The following is a 19,340-nucleotide window of genomic DNA, read 5'->3' as shown; positions in this document are numbered from 1 at the left end:
CTTTAACCGAGCAGCGGGAGGCGGTCCGCGTGCGGGCCGAGCATCTCCAGGTCGTCCTCGTCGAGCGGCACCCGGCCGGTCGCCTTGAGAGCGTACGTCGTGGTGTCCCACCCGATCACGTCCCACGCCTCCGGACCGAACAGCCCGTCCAGCGTCCGTGCGGTGACCTGCAGACCCTCGGGATCCGGCTCCGGCGCTCCTGGCAGGTCCACGATCAGGTCGAGGTGATGCACCGTTGCCTCCAGCACCAACGTCGCTACGAAGTCGGTCGCTCGCAGTACGTGCCCCTGGGTCTCGACTCGCCGCCCTTTGTCCACCAGTGCAACCGTCGCCGCACGTACGGCGGCCTCGGACAGCTCACGCCAGTGCTGCACCAGGACTGCCGGTCTGCGATACGCCGCCGCGACGGCCCGGACGAAGTCGTCGTCTCCTTCTGACCCTGGCGGGGAGTCCAACCAGTAGGTGACGAAGTCCCGGTCCGGTACGGCGGTGGCCGGGCTGGCGAACGCCATCAGCGCACGCTCGGCGTCGTACAGGAGATGGACCAGGAGCGGGCCGACCGGCATCCCCTCGCAGCGGGTCGGGCGGTCGAAGTCGGCGTCCCTCAGGCCCTGCACGGTCTCGGTCACTCGGCCGTACGTCCGGCCCAGTGTCTCGGCCAGCCGCAGCGGCAGTGCTCCTCGCTCGGGCGCCCTCATACCAGGCCTCCTCGGTGTGCGGTCCTCTCCGAACCTAACCCGAGAAGGCCCCGGTGTGTTCCTACGAGCGTGCGGTGTCGAGGTGGGAGGCGGCGACGGCCTCCAAGTGCGTGAGGTCGGAGGCTACGGTCGCGAACGTGTAGCCCTGGCTCAGCCGCCGCTGCGCCGTCTCGCCGTCCGGGGTGTGGATCCCGGCCGCGATGCCGGTCTGCTGCGCCGTACGGGCGATCAACTCGACCGCCTCCTCGAACGGCCCGGCGACCTCCGGGTCTCCCGGGAACCGCGCCCCGACCGACAATCCGAGATCCGACGGGCCGACGTACACCCCGTCCAGCCCGGGCGTCGCACAGATCTCCGCCACGTTCTTCAGCCCGAGCGGCGTCTCGATCATCGCCAGTACGACGGTCGCCGCGTCGGCGTCGGCCGGGACCGGACCGACCCGCAGAGCCGACCGCATCGGACCGTACGACCGCACGCCGGCCGGCGGGTACTTGGCGGCCTGCACCGCCCGCGTGACGTCCTCGGAACTGTCCACCAACGGCACGATCACCCCGGCCGCCCCAGCGTCCAGCGCCCGGCCGATCGGCGTCGGGTGGTTCGCCTCGACCCGCACCAGCCCGACCGACCCGCTCCCCAGCGACGCACCCGCGTCCACGGCCAGCAACCCGGTCAGCAAACCCTGATATCCGATCAGCCCGTGCTGCCCATCCAGCACGACATAGTCGTACCCGACCCGCGCGATCCGCTCAGTCGCCACCGGCGCATCCAGCACCACCCAGTACCCGACCAGCTTCTCCCTGGCCCGGATCTTGTCGGCGAACTCCTTCGACCCCAAAGCTCCTCCTTCGACGGCGGACAGCGCTTGTCGAGCCTAGTACTGCGTCAGGCTCGCACCGCAGGCGTCTCAGACCGGGGGGACTCCGTGGCGGCGGGTGCTGAAGTGGCGGTCTTTGGATTGGGCGGCGGCCAGGCGGGCGATCAGATCGGTGCGGAGGTCCTCCGGCTCGACGATGGCGTCGATGACCAGGTCGGCGGCGAGGCGGAGGATGTCGATATCGGTCTCGTACTCCTCGCGCAGGCGGGAGACGTACTCGACCCGCTCGGTCTCGTCGGCGATCTCCTGGATCTTGTTGTAGTACACGGCGTTGATCGCCGCCTCCGGCCCCATCACCGCGATCTTCGCGGTCGGCAGCGCGACACACGCGTCCGGTGAGAAGCCGGGTCCACACATCGCGTAGAGCCCGGCGCCGTACGCCTTGCGCACGATCACCGAGACCGTCGGCACGGTCGCCTCGGACACCGCGGTGATCATCTTCGCGCCGTGCCGGATAATCCCGGCCCGCTCGACCTCGCTGCCGATCATGAACCCCGGTACGTCGCACAGGTACACCAGCGGCACGTTGAACGCGTCGCACAGCCAGATGAACCGCGCGGCCTTGTCCGCCGAGTCGACGAACAACACGCCACCCTTGACGGCCGGCTGGTTCGCCACGATCCCGACCACCTGACCGGCCAGCAGCCCGAACCCGGTCACGAGCTCCGGCGCGTACGACGGCTTGAGCTCGAAGAACGTGTCCGCGTCGAGGACCGCGTCGATCACGTCGTGGATGTCGAACCCGACACTCTCCTCGGCCGGCACCAGGTCGCGGGTGAAATCGCGGGCCGGCGGCGAGGCGTCGTACGACGGCGGCCTCGACTGCCACGAACCGGGTAGGTAGGAGAAGTACTGCTTGGCCAGCTCGATCGCCTCGGCGTCGTCGGCCGCGAGCAGATCACCACAGCCGGACACGCTGGTGTGCATCCGGGCGCCGCCCATCTCCTCCAGCGTCACCTTCTCGCCGACCACCATCTCGGCCATCCGCGGCGAGCCCAGGTACATCGAGGCGTTCCCGTCGACCATGATCACCAGGTCGCAGAACGCCGGGATGTACGCACCACCCGCGGCGGACGGGCCGAACAGGCAGCAGATCTGCGGCACCTTGCCGGACAGCGCGACCTGGTTGTGGAAGATCCGCCCGGCACCGCGACGGCCGGGGAACAGCTGCACCTGGTCGGTGATCCGGGCGCCGGCGGAGTCGATCAGCCAGAAGACCGGCAGCTCGTCGCGGATCGCCACCTCGGTGATCCGGACGATCTTCTCCACCGTCCGGGCACCCCACGACCCCGCCTTCACGGTCGGGTCGTTGGCGACGATCAGCGCCGGCCGGCCGTCGACCAGCGCGCGGCCGGTGACCACGCCGTCGGCGGGCAGGCCGGGGTTCAGCGCGTTCGCCAGCTGGGCGTCCTCGACGAAACTGCCCTCGTCGACCAGCAGCGCGATCCGGTCCCGGACGTAGAGCTTGTGCTGGGACGCGAGCTTGGCCGCCGCCTTCTCCGGCGGCGCCAACGTCGCCTCGCGAGCGACCTTGACCTCGGTCCAGTGATCGTGGGTCATATCTGCCTTTCTACCTGTTACGTCCGAAGATCCGAGGGCTATAGGCCACAGATCTTCGGACGCAACAGATCATTCCACCGGGAGACCGAGGCCTCGGGCGATCAGCATGCGCTGGACCTCCGACGTACCTTCGCCGATCTCGAGGATCTTGGCGTCCCGGTAGAACCGGGTCACCGGGTACTCCTCCATGAAGCCGTAGCCGCCGAACACCTGGGTCGCGATCCGGGTCGCGGTCACCGCGGACTCGGTCGCGTACAACTTCGCCACCGAGGCCGCCTGCTTGAACTCGGCCATCGACGCGCCCGAGTCCTTCAGCGCGGCGGCCCGATAGACCAGCAGCTCGGCCGCGTCCGCCATCACCTTCAGATCGGCGATCTGGAACGCGACACCCTGCTTACGCCCGATCGGAACCCCGAACGTCTTCCGCTCACCGGCGTACTGGACCGACATCTCCAGGCAGGCCCGGATGCAGCCGAGCGCGACCGCCGCGATCGCCACCCGCCCGTCGTCCAGCGTGGCGAGGAACTGCGCGAAGCCCTTCCCGCGCTCGCCGAGCAGGTTGCTCTCCGGCACCCGGCAGCCCGCGAACGACAGCGGGTGCGTGTCCGAGGCGTGCCAGCCGAGCTTGTCGTACGCCGCTTCGGCCGTGAAGCCCGGCGTACCACTCGGGACGATGATCGTGGAGATCTCCGGCTTGCCGTCCGGCTTCTCGCCCGTTCGCGCGGTCACGGTCACGCACGACGTGATGCTGGAGCCGGAGTTGGTGATGAACTGCTTCGAGCCGTCGATCACCCAGTCGCCGCCGTCGAGGACCGCGCGGGTCTTCGTCGCGCCCGCGTCCGACCCCGACTCCGGCTCGGTCAGGCCGAATCCGGCCAGCTTCTGCCCCGCCACCAGGTCGGGCAGCCAGGTCGCCTTCTGCTCGTCGGTGCCGAAGGTGAGGATCGGGTTGATGCCGAGCCCGACCGCGGCCTCCAGCGTGATGCCCATCGACTGGTCGACCCGGGAGATCTCCTCGATCGCCACGCACAAACTGGTGAAGTCCCCGCCCGAACCGCCGTACTCCTCCGGGGCGGTCAGGCCGAACAGGCCCAGCCGGCCCATCTTCTGCACGACCTCGACCGGGAAGTAGTGCTTACGGTCCCACTCCGCGGCGTGCGGGGCGATCTCCGCCTCGGCGAAGTCGCGCACGCTGTGGCGGAACTCGCGGTGCTCTTCGGACAGTTCGAACATGACGCACTCCCTCGTGCTTGACGCTTACGTAAACGTAAAGCACGCTGGGGTGTGTGCACAATATCCGGGTGCCCGCGCAGACCTGGTCGATCGCCGAACTGGCGACCGAGTACGACGTCACGCTGCGAACCATCCGGTTCTACGAGGACCGCGGCCTGCTCACCCCAGAGCGCCGCGGCACCGTCCGCGTCTACCACCCGCGTGACAAGGTCCGCCTGGGCCTGATCCTGCGCGGCAAACGCCTCGGCTTCTCCCTCGACGAGATCGCCACCATCGTCGACATGTACGACGCCGAGCCCGGCGAAGAGGGCCAGCTCGTCTACCTCCTCGACCAGATCACCACCCGCCGCGCCGACCTCGAACAACGCCGCCGCGACATCGAAGAAACCCTCCACGAACTGGACGAGGTCGAGGCTCGCTGCCAAGCCGACCTCAAGAACCTCCGCACTCAGAGAGCGTCTTCGTAGGCCTTCAGGGTGTTGACGAAGAGGGCTCGCTCTTCGTCGGTGAGGGGTTCGAGGGCCTGGCGCCACGCGTGGGCGCCGCGGGCCAGCCAGCTGTCGATGGCCTGGCGATGCGCGTCGGACAGGCTGACGATGGCGCGACGGCGGTCGGCGGGGTCCTCGCGGCGGTCGAGGATGCCTTTCCGGGTGAGTTCGCCGACCATCAGGCTGACCGTGGCGGGCGTGACTTCGAGGCGTTCGGCCAGTTCGTTGACACCCAGCGGACCGTCGAAGAGCAGGTAGGCGAACAAGCTGAGGTGCCGCGGCGCGAGGTTCATGCCGGCCAGTTCGTCAGGCACCTTCAGCCGCTTCGTGCGCCCCACCATCCGCGGCATCAGCAGCAGCAACGTGCGGATGCTGTCGTCGACACTTGACATACCTTTGTCCTCAAAACTATTTTGCTTGCAAAGCTAAATCACTTCATCCAACAGTGAGGGTAACCGCGTGGACCCCAATCGCGAGGTCATCGACGAGTTCCGGGCCAACTCCGGCCGTGTCCCGGCAGCGCTCGGCGGCCTGTTCAAGGACACCAACCTGCTTCTGCTGACCACCACCGGCGCCCGATCGGGCCGCCCAGTCACCACACCGACCGTGTACGCCGAGGACGCCGGCCGCCTGATCATCTTCGCCTCGAACGCCGGGCGGCCGCAGTCGCCTGCCTGGCTGCACAACCTCCGCGCCAACCCGACCGTCACCGTCGAGATCGGCGACACCAGGTACGACGCCATCGCCACCGAGCTCACCGGCGCCGAACGCGACCGCCTGTACGACGAGCAGGCCACCCGCGACCCTGCCTTCGCCGCCTACCAGCAGAACACCTCACGCGTGATCCAGGTGGTCGCACTCACCCCCGCCCGGCTCGGAGCCGCAACCGCGCAACTGAAGGAAATCCACGCCGGCCTCCGCAAGCAGCTGGCCGACACGCTCAAGGCAGTCGACGCCTACCTAACCGGCGACGGGCAACTCCCCGCCTCAACCAACGAACTCCAACGCCACTGCCTCACCTTCTGCGGCGCCCTGCACGCCCACCACTCCCGCGAGGACGGCGTCTTCCCCACCCTCGCCGCAAACTTCCCCGAGCTGAAGCCCACCCTCGACCGACTCACCCGCGAGCACGAGACCGTAGCCACCCTCAACACCCAAATCACCGAGACTCTGGAACAGCTGTCCACAGCACCTTCGCGTGAGATCGCCGTACTGCTCCGCGACGACCTCAACCGGATCGCCGCCGATCTCGAAGCCCACTACACCTACGAGGAAGCCCACCTGGGCCCGGCGCTCGACGCGGCCTGACTGTCGATCTGCGCGCACCTCGCTCGTGCAGGCCGCACGCCGTACCGAAGGACGGGTAGTCGTCGGCAGTCCCCGCACCGGCAGACCGCGGCAGACCGCTCAACCGGGGCGGCACGCCCACTACTACCCGTCCTTCGGGTACGCCGGCCGCGGAGATTAGACGGCGATCGCAGCTTCTCGGAGGGCAGCCTGGTAGCGGGTTAGGGCGAGGGCGGCGATTCTGGGGTCGGCGCCGAGGGGGGCGCTGACGGGGCGGGTGGCGGCGATGCGGCGGACTCGGTCGGCGAAGAAGCCGGGGGCCAGCAGGTACGTTGCCACTGCGACTCGGCCTGGGGTTCGGGCGAGGACTGAGGTGAGGTGTTCGCCGGCGCCGGAGACGTAGCCGACGTCGACCGGACGATCGATGCGGGCCGACAGCAACTCGGCCGTCTCAACGCAGTCGTTCAAGGCCCGGCGATCTGAGGAGCCGGCGGCCGCCATGACGACCCGGCCGATCTGGCTCAGGTCGCCGAGGTGGTCGGCCATGACGTCGGCCAGGACCGGGTCGGGTCCGAGTGCGGGGGCTGCGTCGACGCGGCCTCGCCAACGATCCACCTCCGCCGCGATGTCGACGTACACGTGATAGCCGCTCGACAGCAGCAACGGCACCACGACGGCTTGATTGCTGTCGGCAACCACGCGGCTGACCAGGCCGGGCAGCGCGGGTACGTCGACATCGACGAACCCGAGGGATACCGGTACGTCGGGACGCTGAGCGGCCATCAACCGGACCAGCGCGTGGATCTCGCGGATCCCTCGCGGATCCGCCGTACCGTGTGCAGCCGCGATCAGGTCAACAGTCATGACGCGACCCCGGCCGGCTCGACGGCGAGGCGGTAGCCGCGTCGCACTACCGTGCGCACCAGTTCTGGCCGGCCGACCGCCGTCCGCAGTCTGTTCACCGTGACCTCCACCGCGTGTACGTCCTCAGCTCCAGGAAGCACCGCGAGCAGCTCCGGTCGCGACACGACATCACCACCGGCCGCGACCAGGGCGGCCAGTACGGCGCGCGGCCCCGGACCGAGTGGCAGCACCACACCGTCCAGGACCGCGGCACCACCACGAATCACCAGTTGCCCGAACTCGGTCTCGATCGACCGCGCATTGTCGTCCGTAAGCCGATCGGTCACGATCCGGATCAACGCGCCCAGCCGGAACCGATCCGGGACGAGCGGTTCCAATCCCAACGTGTGAAAGGGCACAGCTGTCACCGGACCCACACACGCGTTCAGCACCCGTCCCGTCCGCAGTGACGAGACGAGTGCGTCGTACTGACCGGACAGCGCCGCAGCGTCGAGCATGGCCTGCGCACCGGGCGCTGACGTGTGCACTACCGCGTCCACCGCACCGGTGGAGATCTGCCCGATCATCCGCTCGACCACCGCCGGGTCCGGCGCCGGACCCCAGCGGTACACCTCCAGGCCGCGCACGGACGCCCCGCCGGCCCGCAGGGAGTCCTGCAGGCCCGGGTCCGACAGTCCATGCAGTTGTACGACGATCTTCCGCCCGTTGACCCCTTGGTCGCGGAGCCACTCCACCACCTCGGCGGTCGTCTCCGACCGGGCGGACCAGTGCTCGACCAGTCCGGCGGCCCGGATCGCGCCCCGGGCCTTCGGACCGCGGGCGAGGATGCGCGACTGCTCCAGCGTGACGAGCAGATCGGCGGCGAGCCCGGCCGTGTCGGCTGCCTCGATCCAGCCGCGGAAACCGACCGCGGTGGTGACCACGACGTCGTCCGGCGGGTTCGCGATCACCCGCCGGGTCGCCTCGATCAGCGCGTGGTCGTCGGCGACCGGCACGATCTGCAGGGTCGGCGCGTGCAGCACCTTGGCGCCGCGACGCTCGAACGAGGCGATCAGGTCCTCCGCGCGGCGGTGCGCGGTGATCGCGATCGTGCAGCCACTGAGCGGCCCGGGCTTACTGTTCACCGAGGTTCACCATCACCTGTCCGTCGACAACCTCTACCGGGAATACCGGCAATGAAACGGAAGGGTCGTCCAGGCAGACCCCGGTGCGCAGATCGAAGACCTGCTTGAACATCGGCGACGCCACCGTCTGGACGTCACCCCGGCTGCCGACGATGCCGCGGGACATCACGTTCGCACCGCTGAACGGATCCTGGTTGCCGATGGCAAACACCGACCCGTCGTGAGTGCGGAACAGCGCGATCTGGACATCCCCGATCAACGCCGCAACCCCTCGCTCAGGCAGCAGTACGTCGTACCGGCAGACCACAGTCTGGCTCATCGCCGTCACACTCATCCGCGTCCTCGCTTCGCTCCGGGCGCGGATGAGGCACGAAGCACGCTGTACTTGATTGTGAACTCGCTTCGCTCCTTCACTGGCGTACCTCCAATCGGGGGCCGGCCAGCAGCACCGGCTCCAACTGTCCGCGTTCCGCCGGGGTGGCCGGCCGCGGCTGGTTGCGCTCGACCACGTACCGCAGGTCGGCGTCGGGCTGGTCCGGGGCGTTCACGAAGGAGACGAACCGGGACAGCTTGTCGGGGTCGTTCAAGGTCGCGCGCCACTCGTCGACGTAGGCGTCGACGTGCTTGGCCATCGCGGCGTCCAGGTCGGCGGCGATGCCGAGGCTGTCGTTCAGGACGACGTCGCGGACGTGGTCCAGGCCGCCCTGGATCTCGTTGATCCAGACCGAGGTCCGCTGCAGCCGGTCGCCGGTGCGGACGTAGTACATCAGGAACCGGTCGATCGCCTGGAACAGCTCCTCGTCGCTGAGGTCCGAGGCGAGCAGTTCGGCGTGCCGCGGCGTCATCCCGCCGTTGCCGCCGACGTACAGGTTCCAGCCCTTCTCGGTCGCGATCACGCCGACGTCCTTGCCGCGCGCCTCCGCGCACTCCCGGGCGCAACCGGACACACCGAGCTTGAGCTTGTGCGGCGACCGCAGCCCGCGGTACCGCAGCTCCAGCGCGATCGCCATCCCGACCGAGTCCTGTACGCCGTACCGGCACCAGGTGGAGCCGACACACGACTTCACCGTCCGCAGCGCCTTGCCGTACGCGTGCCCGGACTCGAAGCCGGCGTCGACCAGCCGCTTCCAGATCGCCGGCAGCTGCTCGATCCGGGCGCCGAACAGGTCGACCCGCTGGCCGCCGGTGATCTTGGTGTAGAGGCCGAAGTCGCGGGCCACCTCGCCGATCGTGATCAGGCCCTCCGGGGTGATCTCGCCACCCGGGATCCGCGGCACGACGGAGTACGTGCCGTCCTTCTGCATGTTGGCCATCACGTGGTCGTTGGTGTCCTGCAGCGTCGCCCGCTCGCCTTCGAGCACGTGACCGGCCGGGTCGAGGCTGGCCAGGATGGACGCGACCACCGGCTTGCAGATGTCGCAGCCGCGGCCGGTGCCGTGCCGCTCGACGATCTCGCTGAACGTGCGCAGCTCGGTCACCCGGACCACGTCGAACAGCTCGGCCCGGGACAGCGCGAAGTGCTCGCACAGAGCCTTGCTGACCTCGACACCGGCCTTGGTCAGCTCGGTGTTCATCAGGTTCTTCACGATCGGCAGGCAGGAGCCACAGCTGGTTCCGGCCTTGGTCTTGCCGCACACCGACTTGATGTCGGTGCAGCCTTCGTCGCGAACGGCGCACCGGATCGTCCCGGCCGACACGTTGTTGCAGGAGCAGACCGGCGCGTCGTCCGGCAGCTCGAGCTTGACCGGCCCGGCACCCTCGGGCAGCAGGAACGCCGCCGGGTCCGCGCCGAGCTCGCGGCCGACCATCGGGCGAAGTCCCGAGTACGCCGACGCATCGCCGACCAGGATGCCGCCGAGCAATGTCCGCGCGTCATCGGACAGCACGAGCTTCTTGTAAACGCCTGCGATCGGGTCGGCGTAGACGATGTCCAGCGCGCCTTCCGACGTACCGAAGGCATCGCCGAAGCTGGCCACGTCGACACCGAGCAGCTTCAGCTTCGTCGAGGTGTCCGCACCCGGGAACGTCGCCTCGCCACCGAGCAGCCGGTCGGCGACGATCTCGGCCATCGTGTAGCCGGGGGCAACCAAACCCCAGACGCGGCCTTCGATACAAGCGACCTCACCGATCGCCCAGACACCCGGCACCGAGGTCCGGCAAGCCTCGTCGACCACTACACCACCGCGCTCACCGAGCGCCAGACCGGCTTCCCGGGCGAGCTCGTCCCGCGGCCGGACACCGGTCGCGAACACCACCACGTCGGCGGGCAGATCGGGGCCCTCGGCGAGCGCCATCGCACGAGCGGCACCCTGCGAGGTGAGCTTGACCCGGGTGCACTGGGTCGACACCATCACCTCGACGTCGAGTCCTTCGATCAGCCGGGCCAGCGCCGCGCCGCCGCCCTCGTCGACCTGCAGCGGCATCAGCCGCGGAGCGAACTCGACCACCTTGGTCGCCGCACCGAGGGCTCGGAGCGCACCAGCTGCCTCGAGACCGAGCAGACCACCACCGACCACGACGCCGCTGACGTCCTTGCCTTCCGACTTCAGCCGCTCGACGTACACGCGGAGCGCGGCCACGTCGTCGACCGTGCGGTAGACGAAACAGCCCTGCGCGTCGTTGTTCTTCACCGGCGGCACGAAGGCCGACGAGCCTGTCGCCAGGACCAGTTCGTCGTACTCGATCTGCTCGCCACGCGAGGTCGTCACGACCTTCGCGTCCTTGTCGAACGAGGTGACCTGCACGCCCTTGCGCAGGGTCACGGCGGGGTCGTCCCAGAGCTCCGGGTCGCCCAGCGCGAGGTCGTGCGGGTCGCGGCCGGAGAAGTAGCTGGTCAGCGCCACCCGGTCGTACGGGAGCCGCGGTTCCTCGGCCAGCACGGTGATCCGCCATTGGATCTCGGTGTCGCGGGAACGCAGTGCCTCGACCAACCGGTGAGCGACCATTCCTCCGCCCACCACCACTACGTGCCGGGCCTTGTTCAGCTCTGTCATCGTCGCCCTCCTGGTTGGTACTGGTTCGGTCTCGCCGCGGCGGAAGCGGTCGAGCAGATCGCCGACGGCGCCGGTGCAACTGCCGCACCCGGTCGTCGCCCGCGTCTTCGCGGCGATGCCGGCGACGCTGTCGGCACCTCCACGCCAGGCCGCCTCGAGTGCGGCCCTGGTGACCCCGTTGCACCTGCAGACGGTGGCCACCTTCTTCGTCGGTACGTCGGGAGTCGCCAGCAATCCTTCGGCCGCGACCGGCGTACCCCGGTCCGCCAGCAGCACCAGCTCCGCGGCCACCTCGGGCGCACCGACCGCAACGGCCGATCGCACGATGCCGTCCCGCAGTACGGCGCGGACGTACCGCTCACCGTCTTCGAGCCGTACCACTTCGCCCTCGTCCTCCTTGTCGCCGAGGACAAGCAGATCCAGCCCACCCGACGTCATCCGGACCACCTCGTTGTCCGGTACGTCGGCCGGCGTGCCCAGCAACTGCTGTGCCAGTGCCTCGGCCTGGGCCCACGCCGACGCGACCGTGCCGGTGACCCGGCCGTCGATCTCGGCGCAGTCCCCGATCGCATGCACGCGCGGGTCGTCCGGGCTGGTGAACGTCTGATCGACGACGATGCCGGTCCGGACCGTCAAGCCGGCGGCGAGGTTGGTGTTGGGCTTCACACCACAGGCGACGACGAGCAGCTCACCGAACACCTGCCGGCCGCCGCGCAACCGCAACGCCCGGAACCGCTCGTCGCGCAGATCGGTGCCCTCGAGGGTCGTGTTGAGCAGCACCTCGACACCGAGCTCACGCACCGCCCGGGTGATCCGGCGGCCCGCGGTGAGCCGGATCGTCTTGTCCAGCAGGGCTTCGCCGTCGTGGACCAGCGTCACCGCGACACCGCGCTCGCGCAGTGCGCACGCCGTCTCGACACCGAGCACACCACCGCCGAGGACGACCGCGCGACGTACTCGCGAAGCTTCCTCGACGATCGTCCGTGCGTCCTCCGCGGACCGCAGCGTGCGGATCCCTGGCGCGTCGGCGACGCCCTTCGGAACGATCGGCGTCGCTCCCGTCGCGAGCACCAGCCGGTCGTACGCCCACTCGCGGCCCTCGACATCGGTGACCACCCGACGGGCCCGGTCCACCCGGGCCGCGGTCGCCCGCGGCTCGGCACCGACGACCGGCTCGGCCGCACGACCGGCGACGTACTCGGTCAGCCGGCCACGGTTGTACGACCCCTCGTCGCCGAGGACGGTCACGTCGTACGACGGAAGCAGCGAGGCCAGCCGTCGACCGGCCATGCCACCCCCGACGATCACCACTCGTTCGTTCATGCCGGAACTCCAGTCGCCGGAAGGCTGGCGGCTGTGACTTCGACGGCACAGGCCTTGAACTCGGGCATCCGGGACACCGGGTCGAGAGCGTCGTTGGTGAGCTCGTTGACCGCGCCGGCGCCGCCGTAGTGGAACGGCACGAAGACCGTGTCCGGACGGACGTCGGCCGTCACCCGGGCCGGAAGGACCATCGAACCGCGCGCGGTCCGCAACCGGATCGGGCGCCCGTCGGAGATCCCCAGCTGAGTGGCCACCCGCGGGTGGATCTCGGCGAACACCTCCGGCTCGGCCTCGTGCAACTCCACCACCCGGCGCGTCTGAGCGCCGCTCTGGTAGTGCTGCAGCAGCCGGCCGGTGATCAGGTAAATCGGCGCTCCGGCGTTCAGGTCGTCGGCGACCGGGCGGTGATCAACCGGGACCACGTGTGCGCGGCCGTCCGGCGTACTGAACGAGTCCGCGAACAGCCGCGGCGTACCGGGGTGGTCTTCGGAGGGCACCGGCCAGAAGAGCGCCTCGCCCGCATCGATCCGGTCCCAGGTGATGCCCGAGTAGTCGGCCTTGCCGCCCTTGCTGGCAAGCCGCAACTCCTCGAACACCTCAGCCGGGTCGGTCGAGAAAGGCACGCTCCCAAGGCGGTCGGCCAGACCCGCGAAGATCGCCAGGTCACTGCGCACATCACCTGGCGGTGTGATGGCTGCCCGGCGCCGGATGACCCGGCCCTCGAGCGAGGTCATCGTGCCCTCCTCCTCGGCCCACTGCGTGACCGGGAAGACGACGTCCGCCAGCAGAGCGGTCTCGGACGGTACGACGTCCGCCACCACCAGCAGATCCAGTGAGGCAAGGCGCTCCCGCACCGACGCCAGTCGCGGCGCCGACACGAGCAGGTTGCTGCCGTGGACCAACAGTGCCTTCGGGCCACCCGTCGTACCAAGGGAGTTGATGAGCTCGACTGCACTCTTGCCCGGGCCTGGCAGGTCGTCCGGGTCCACACCCCAGACACCAGCCACGTAGGCCCGTGCCGCCGGGTCGGAGATGCTGCGGTAACCAGGAAGCTGGTCAGCCTTCTGACCGTGCTCCCGGCCGCCCTGCCCGTTGCCCTGACCAGTGATGCAGCCGTAGCCGCTGCTGGGGCGACCGGGCAGTCCCAACGCGAGTGCCAGGTTGATGCAGGCCGTCACGGTGTCAGTGCCCTTGCTGTGCTGCTCAGCACCGCGACCGGTCAGGATGAACGCTCCGGCGCCCCCGTGCACGGGTGCCGCGGCAGCCAGCGCCCGCGCTGCTCGCCGGATCGTCGTGGCCGGTACACCGGTCACGCGTTCCGCCCGCTCGGGCCACCAGGAAGCGGTCGAGCGGAACAGCGCGTCCGGGTCGTCGGTCCGCTCGCTCAGGTACGCCGTGTCGGCCAGGCCCTCCTGCAGTACGACGTGGGTCATCGCGAGCACCAGGGCCAGATCGGTCCCCGGCGTCGCCTGCAGGTGGATGCCGGCACCGTCCTCGGTCAGCGTGGCGGTCGCCGTACGGCGCGGGTCGACGACCAGAAGCCCACCCGAGTCCCGTACGGCTTGGAGGTGTGAGACCGCCGGCGGCATCGTCTCGGCGATGTTGCTGCCGACCAGCAGGACAGCACCGGCACCGGCCACGTCGGCCAGCGGGAACGGCAGCCCTCGGTCGATCCCGAAGGCGCGGTTCGTCGCGGCCGCCGCGGACGACATGCAGAACCGGCCGTTGTAGTCCACGTTCGCGGTCTTGAGCGCCACCCGGGCGAACTTGCCCAGCGCGTACGCCTTCTCGTTGGTGAGCCCACCGCCGCCGAAGACGGCGATCGCGTCGTTGCCGTGCGCGGCCTGCAGCGACCGGATCCGGTCGGCGACGAAGTCGAGTGCCTCGTCCCAACTCGTCTCCACCAGGTTGCCGGCCGCGTCCCGGACCAGCGGCTTGGTGAGCCGGTCCGGCACGGTCAGCACCTCAGCCGCCGTCCAGCCCTTCCGGCACAACCCACCCTTGTTGGTCGGGAAGTCTCGAGGCGACACCTCCACTGCACCCGGCCGGTCGACCGGGTGCAGGGAGGTGGCGCACTGCAGAGCGCAGTACGGGCAATGGGAGGGAATTCCCGTCACACGCGCTCCCGGCTGAGCGGGCCACCCTTGCGGAGGTAGCAGAAGTAGGTCACCGCCAGGCAGATCACGTAGAAGCCGCAGAACACGTACAGCGCCGGGATCAGCGAGCCGAAGCTACTGGTCGACACCGCGAACCCGCGGGGAACCAGGAAGCCGCCGTACGCGCCGATCGCGGAGGCGATCCCGATGCAGGCCGCCGCCTCGCGCTTGGCCCGGCCCAGGTCGTCCGGCGTGGTCAGCCGGAACACCGCGGGGATCATCCGGTACGTCGACCCGTTGCCGGCACCGCTGGCGACGAACAGGACCAGGAAGCTGATCAGGAACGCGGGGAAGCTGCCCGCGTTCAGCGACACGATCGCGGACAGGATGCCCAGACCCATCACCACGAAGGCGGCGACCGTCACCCAGGCGCCACCGAGCTTGTCGGACAGCTTGCCGCCGAATGGCCGCGCGACCGACCCGACCAGGGCACCGAGGAAGGCGACGTGGGACACCGTGATCTCGGGGAAGCTGGTCTTGATCAGCAGCGGGAAGGCCGCACCGAACCCGATGAACGAGCCGAAGGTGCCGATGTAGAGGAACGAGATGATCCAGGTGTGCGGCCGCTTCGCCGCCGCGATCGACGCCTTGAACGACGAGGTCGCGGCGGACAGGTTGTCCATCAGCTTCCAGGCCAGGAAGGCGGCCAGCAGGATCAGCGGGATCCAGAGCAGACCGGCCCGGTTCAGGGACAGGCCGGCACCGAGGACGATCACCACCGGCACCACCAGCTGGACGACCGCGACGCCGAGGTTGCCACCGGCCGCGTTGATGCCGAGCGCGAAGCCCTTCTCCTTCTCCGGGTAGAAGAACGAGATGTTCGTCATGCTGCTGGCGAAGTTGCCGCCGCCGACACCCGCGGTGGCCGCGACCAGCGCCATCAGCACGAACGGTGTGTCCGGCTGGGTGATGAAGTAGGACAGCCCGATGGTGGGGATCAGCAGCAGCAACGCGGACACGATGGTCCAGTTCCGGCCGCCGAACTTCGGCACCGCGAAGGTGTAGGGCAGCCGCAGCGTCGCGCCGACCAGGCTCGGCAGCGCGATCAGCCAGAACAGCTGGTTCGTGGTGTAGTCGAAGCCGGCCCTCGGCATCGAGACGACCACGATGCTCCACAGCTGCCAGACGGAGAAGCCGAGGAACTCGGCGAAGATGGACGGCCAAAGGTTGCGGCGCGCGACTTTGCGGCCCTTCTCGGCCCAGAATGTGGCGTCCTCCGGGTCCCAGACATCGATCCAGCGGCCGCGCCGCGGCGCCTCAACCGTCCCCACCGCACCACTGCCGTCGCGCGTGGTGACGACGTCTGGTCCTGCCTCGAGCGTCATCGCAATCTCCGATCATCCGACCTCACTGATTAGGCCAGGACGCTATGACCGGGGTGTTTCCGAGTAGTCATCTTGTTGTTACGCCGCCGAAACGGCTCCCGCACACCCGTCGCCGGGTGGTGAGAGAAGAAGCCCGGCCGCTGGGTACTGTGCCGGGTACCGACGGCGAGGGGACAACGTTGAAACAGACTGAGCAGACCACTGAGCAGGCAGGTCTGGAGACTGGGGACGCAGGCCGGGGCGGGCGGTCTGGTGGACGCTGGGCCTGGCGGGCGGGAATCGCCGCCGTACTGATCGCCTGGCTGGTGCTGGGGTCGCTGGGCGGCCCGACAGTCGGGCGGTTGAGTGAGGTCCAGGAGAACGACAACGCCAATTTCCTACCGAAACAAGCCGAATCCACGCTGGTCAGTAACGAGTCCGCGAAGTTCGTCGACTCGAAGGCGCTGCCGTACTTCGTCCTGATCGAGCGTGACGCCGGTCTCACTCCGGCCGACCTGGCGAAGGCCAACGAGTTCCTCGCCAAGGTGCCGACGCTGGAGCTCGGCAACGGCACAACGATCGATGAGTACCTCGCCGCACCCGCGAAGACGGTGATCCCGTCGGCGGACAAGAAGGCCCTGTTACTCACTGTCGAGCTGGACGGAGACCGCGCCGACGAAGTGGTCAAAGAGGGCGAAACGGTGCTGTACGCCGTCGCCGACAGCATGCGGACCGAGATCAAACAAGACCTCACACCAACTGGTCTCAAGGTCTACGTGACCGGTCCGGGCGGCGTGTTCGCGGACTTCGTGGTGGCCTTCGGCGGCATCGACGGAATCCTGCTCGGGGTCGCCCTCGCGGTGGTGTTCGTGATCCTGCTGATCGTCTATCGCAGCCCGGTTCTGCCGATCGCTGTACTGCTGACCGCTGTCTTCGGTCTCGCCCTCGCCGCGCTGGTGGTGTATCCGCTGGCCAAGAACGGCGTACTCGAACTGAACGGGCAGAGTCAGGGCATCCTGTTCATCCTCGTCGTCGGGGCCGCGACCGACTATTCGCTGCTGCTCGTCTCCCGCTACAAGGAGGAGCTGCACGACTACACCAGCAAGTACGAGGCGATGCGGATCGCGTGGCGGGCGTCGATCGAGCCGATCGCGGCCAGCGCGGCGACCGTCATCCTCGGTCTGCTCTGTCTGTTGTTGTCGGAGTTGGGGAGTACGAAGGGCCTCGGTCCGGTCGGCGCGATCGGTATCGCCGGCGCGCTGGTCGCCTCGATGAGCTTTCTGCCGGCGATCCTGCTTGCCTTCGGCCGGCGGATCTTCTGGCCGTCGATCCCGCACGTCGACCACGTGCACGCCCGCGACCAGGTCGGCGGCCGTCGCCTCTGGGGACGAGTGTCCGGCCTGGTCGGTCGCAGTCCGCGCAAGGTCTGGGCGATCACCGCACTCGCACTACTGGCCTGTGCCGCGTTCCTGCCGACGTTCAAGGCCAGCGGGATCTCACAGGAGGACCTGTTCCTCGACAAGCCCGAGTCGGTCATCGGCCAGGCTGAGCTCGCCAAGCACTTCGACGCCGGCGCCGGTACGCCGGTCCAGATCCTGACCCCGGTCGCCCAGGCCGACCAGGTGATCCAGACCGCGTCACAGGTCGACGGCGTCGGTACGGCGTCCGCCTCGGTGGCACCCGGCGTACCGCCGAAGGTTGTCGACGGCAAGGTCCTGGTCCAGGCGACGCTGGAGGTGCGGGCCGACTCGCCGGAGGCGACCAAGGTGGTCGAACACCTGCGAACCGAACTCGACAAGGTCAGCCCGGACATCCTGGTCGGCGGCAACACCGCGATCAACCTGGACGTGCTCGATGCGAGCGAGCGCGACCTGCGGGTGATCATCCCGGCCATCCTGGCGGTGATCTTCCTCGTCCTGATGCTGTTGCTGCGCTCGATCGTGGCGGCCGTCCTGCTGGTGGTCGCGAACGTGATCTCGTTCGGCGCCACCGTCGGGGTCAGCGCGCTGGCGTTCAACCACGTGTTCGGCTTCCCCGGCGCGGACCCGAGTATCCCGCTCTACGCCTTCGTCTTCCTCGTTGCCCTAGGCATCGATTACTCGATCTTCCTGATGACCCGGGTCCGGGAGGAGTCGCGCGAACAGGGCACCAGACCGGGCATCCTGGTCGGCCTGGCGGTCACCGGCGGCGTCATCACCTCAGCCGGCGTCGTCCTCGCCGCCACCTTCTCCGCCCTCGCCGTACTCCCGATCCTCTTCCTGGTCCAAATCGCCTTCATGGTCGCCTTCGGCGTCCTCCTCGACACCACCGTCGTCCGCTCCCTCCTCGTCCCCGCCCTCGCCTACGACCTCAACAAGAAGGTCTGGTGGCCCAGCAGGCTGGCCAACCAAGAGAAGTAAGGCAGCCGGTCAGCGTGCCCCCGGTCAGTGCAGTGGCGATTTCGGTGGGGTGGTCAGGACAGTCCGGGGTGTTTGACGAGGACGGCTCGGGTGTAGAGGAGTCCGAAGCCGCTGCGTTGGGCGTTTTGTTGGGACTTGGACGCCGGTTGGGTGGTGATGACGCCGATGTCGCAGCCGGTCGACGCGGCGTCGGCGAGGCGAGTGGAGAGGAGTGCGGATTGGATGCCGTGGCGCCGGTGTGCGGGGAGCGTGGCGGCGCCGGCGAACTGAGCGATGCCTTCTGCGATTCGTAGTCCGGCGCCGCCGGCGGCTTTTCCGTTCAGCAAGGCGACGTAACGGGTGATGTCAGCCGCTGCGGCGTCCCGTTCTGCCTCGATGTAGGCGTCGCGTGGGAAGTGCTCACGCCATGGGACGCCTTGGGTGTCAGGTACGCCGACGGCGTCGGCCATCATTTCCAGCCAGCTGTCCAACTCGTCGTCACCGCTGCGCCGGATCTCGATCGCGTCGGGCAGAAGCACATCATGCTGCTCGTCGACGGCGATGCCGAGCACATTCTCGAACGACTCCAGCTCGTATCCGCGCCGGTTGAGGACCGTGCCGATGTGTGGGTCGGCGAGGTGCGGCAGTTCGACCTGCACGGGTGCACCGAGGGCGGCGTACCTGTGCTCGATCTCGTCGAGCTCGTCAGCGGTCGGCACTCCGCCGAAGCCGAGCCCTACGACCTTGTTGAACGGCGAGTCGTCATCGGCGAAGCTCGCGAGACCACCTGCGACCGGGATCACGAAACCCCGCCCGTCGGCGAGGCGCCGGTGAGCGGCACGGGCCGCGGCTTCGATGAGCTGGGTCTCGACCCGCTCGATCCGCTCGGCCAGGTCGGCATCACAGAACAGGGCTGATCGGTCGGTGTTCATGACGGTCCGGACAGGTCGCGGTCTCCGTCGGACAGGCGAATCATCATGTGTCCACGCTGCCACGCAGACGGCGTTCGATGCCCACTCGTTGAAGGCTCGGTCACCGAGCCGTAAGACCGCGCCGGG

Annotated in this window: 15 protein-coding genes; 3 read left to right on the top strand and 12 right to left on the bottom strand. The window is 68.8% G+C overall.

Features of this window, described 5'->3' with window-relative positions; all coding sequences use genetic code 11:
* Positions 1-2: 2 nt before the first annotated feature.
* The 4 genes from V9K99_RS29330 to V9K99_RS29315 form a co-directional block, all read right to left on the bottom strand.
* Complete coding sequence (locus tag V9K99_RS29330; RefSeq protein WP_337005066.1) at positions 3-698, bottom strand: maleylpyruvate isomerase N-terminal domain-containing protein; 696 nt, start codon at positions 696-698, stop codon at positions 3-5.
* Between the two features lie 61 nt (positions 699-759).
* Entirely contained in the window at positions 760-1,533 is a 774-nt protein-coding gene (locus V9K99_RS29325; RefSeq protein WP_337005064.1) for an HpcH/HpaI aldolase family protein, read from the bottom strand.
* A gap of 69 nt (positions 1,534-1,602) precedes the next feature.
* Positions 1,603-3,132 carry an acyl-CoA carboxylase subunit beta gene (locus V9K99_RS29320; protein ID WP_337005062.1) on the bottom strand — a complete coding sequence of 510 codons (1,530 nt, stop codon included), beginning with the start codon at positions 3,130-3,132 and terminating at the stop codon, positions 1,603-1,605.
* A gap of 69 nt (positions 3,133-3,201) precedes the next feature.
* Positions 3,202-4,365, bottom strand: coding sequence for an acyl-CoA dehydrogenase family protein (locus tag V9K99_RS29315; protein ID WP_337005058.1), 1,164 nt, complete (start codon positions 4,363-4,365; stop codon positions 3,202-3,204).
* A gap of 68 nt (positions 4,366-4,433) precedes the next feature.
* Between V9K99_RS29315 and V9K99_RS29310 the strand changes: the two genes are divergently transcribed.
* Positions 4,434-4,832: a MerR family transcriptional regulator gene (locus V9K99_RS29310; RefSeq protein ID WP_337005056.1), complete on the top strand. Its 399-nt coding sequence runs from the start codon at positions 4,434-4,436 to the stop codon at positions 4,830-4,832.
* Here the strand turns inward: V9K99_RS29310 and V9K99_RS29305 are convergent.
* Positions 4,814-5,245: a MarR family winged helix-turn-helix transcriptional regulator gene (locus V9K99_RS29305; protein ID WP_337005054.1), complete on the bottom strand. Its 432-nt coding sequence runs from the start codon at positions 5,243-5,245 to the stop codon at positions 4,814-4,816. The two genes, V9K99_RS29310 and V9K99_RS29305, sit on opposite strands and share 19 nt — an antisense overlap.
* 67 nt (positions 5,246-5,312) lie before the next feature.
* On the opposite strand from V9K99_RS29305, the gene V9K99_RS29300 reads away from it, so the two are divergent.
* On the top strand, positions 5,313-6,161 hold the full coding sequence (locus V9K99_RS29300; RefSeq protein WP_337005052.1) for a nitroreductase/quinone reductase family protein: 849 nt from the start codon (positions 5,313-5,315) through the stop codon (positions 6,159-6,161).
* 156 nt (positions 6,162-6,317) lie between these two features.
* On the opposite strand, the gene V9K99_RS29295 is transcribed toward V9K99_RS29300, so the two are convergent.
* The 6 genes from V9K99_RS29295 to V9K99_RS29270 form a co-directional block, all read right to left on the bottom strand.
* The gene (locus tag V9K99_RS29295; protein ID WP_337005050.1) at positions 6,318-7,004 is read right to left on the bottom strand and encodes a sirohydrochlorin chelatase; all 687 of its coding nucleotides are present in this window, start codon (positions 7,002-7,004) and stop codon (positions 6,318-6,320) included.
* A complete protein-coding gene (locus tag V9K99_RS29290; protein WP_337005048.1) occupies positions 7,001-8,128 on the bottom strand; it encodes a uroporphyrinogen-III synthase in 1,128 nt (375 codons plus the stop codon). The genes V9K99_RS29295 and V9K99_RS29290 overlap by 4 nt, the downstream gene beginning before the upstream one ends.
* Complete coding sequence (gene nirD / locus V9K99_RS29285; protein WP_337323602.1) at positions 8,118-8,447, bottom strand: nitrite reductase small subunit NirD; 330 nt, start codon at positions 8,445-8,447, stop codon at positions 8,118-8,120. Before nirD ends, V9K99_RS29290 begins: the two co-directional genes overlap by 11 nt.
* A 91-nt stretch (positions 8,448-8,538) precedes the next feature.
* A complete protein-coding gene (gene nirB / locus V9K99_RS29280) occupies positions 8,539-12,444 on the bottom strand; it encodes a nitrite reductase large subunit NirB (RefSeq protein WP_337005044.1) in 3,906 nt (1,301 codons plus the stop codon).
* Positions 12,441-14,561, bottom strand: coding sequence for a molybdopterin oxidoreductase family protein (locus V9K99_RS29275; RefSeq protein ID WP_337005042.1), 2,121 nt, complete (start codon positions 14,559-14,561; stop codon positions 12,441-12,443). The genes nirB and V9K99_RS29275 overlap by 4 nt, the downstream gene beginning before the upstream one ends.
* Positions 14,558-15,925 carry an MFS transporter gene (locus V9K99_RS29270; RefSeq protein WP_337005040.1) on the bottom strand — a complete coding sequence of 456 codons (1,368 nt, stop codon included), beginning with the start codon at positions 15,923-15,925 and terminating at the stop codon, positions 14,558-14,560. Before V9K99_RS29270 ends, V9K99_RS29275 begins: the two co-directional genes overlap by 4 nt.
* A 179-nt stretch (positions 15,926-16,104) precedes the next feature.
* On the opposite strand from V9K99_RS29270, the gene V9K99_RS29265 reads away from it, so the two are divergent.
* The gene (locus tag V9K99_RS29265) at positions 16,105-18,303 is read left to right on the top strand and encodes an MMPL family transporter (RefSeq protein WP_337005038.1); all 2,199 of its coding nucleotides are present in this window, start codon (positions 16,105-16,107) and stop codon (positions 18,301-18,303) included.
* 53 nt (positions 18,304-18,356) lie between these two features.
* Here V9K99_RS29265 and V9K99_RS29260 read toward each other — a convergent pair whose 3' ends face one another.
* Positions 18,357-19,214 (bottom strand): GNAT family N-acetyltransferase, encoded by an 858-nt coding sequence (locus V9K99_RS29260; RefSeq protein WP_337005036.1) that lies wholly within the window; start codon positions 19,212-19,214, stop codon positions 18,357-18,359.
* Positions 19,215-19,340 lie beyond the last annotated feature (126 nt).

The organism is Kribbella sp. CCNWLW201 (genome assembly GCF_037203805.1).
Classification (GTDB): Bacteria; Actinomycetota; Actinomycetes; order Propionibacteriales; family Kribbellaceae; genus Kribbella.
This window is presented reverse-complemented; position numbering and strand designations above follow the sequence as displayed.

Coding starts and splice junctions, on each gene's coding strand:
- nirD (WP_337323602.1), bottom strand. CDS start 8,447: ATGAGCCAGACTGTGGTCTGCCGGTACGACGTACTGCTGCCTGAGCGA.
- V9K99_RS29320 (WP_337005062.1), bottom strand. CDS start 3,132: ATGACCCACGATCACTGGACCGAGGTCAAGGTCGCTCGCGAGGCGACG.
- V9K99_RS29330 (WP_337005066.1), bottom strand. CDS start 698: ATGAGGGCGCCCGAGCGAGGAGCACTGCCGCTGCGGCTGGCCGAGACA.
- nirB (WP_337005044.1), bottom strand. CDS start 12,444: ATGAACGAACGAGTGGTGATCGTCGGGGGTGGCATGGCCGGTCGACGG.
- V9K99_RS29315 (WP_337005058.1), bottom strand. CDS start 4,365: ATGTTCGAACTGTCCGAAGAGCACCGCGAGTTCCGCCACAGCGTGCGC.
- V9K99_RS29260 (WP_337005036.1), bottom strand. CDS start 19,214: ATGAACACCGACCGATCAGCCCTGTTCTGTGATGCCGACCTGGCCGAG.
- V9K99_RS29295 (WP_337005050.1), bottom strand. CDS start 7,004: ATGACTGTTGACCTGATCGCGGCTGCACACGGTACGGCGGATCCGCGA.
- V9K99_RS29305 (WP_337005054.1), bottom strand. CDS start 5,245: ATGTCAAGTGTCGACGACAGCATCCGCACGTTGCTGCTGCTGATGCCG.
- V9K99_RS29270 (WP_337005040.1), bottom strand. CDS start 15,925: ATGACGCTCGAGGCAGGACCAGACGTCGTCACCACGCGCGACGGCAGT.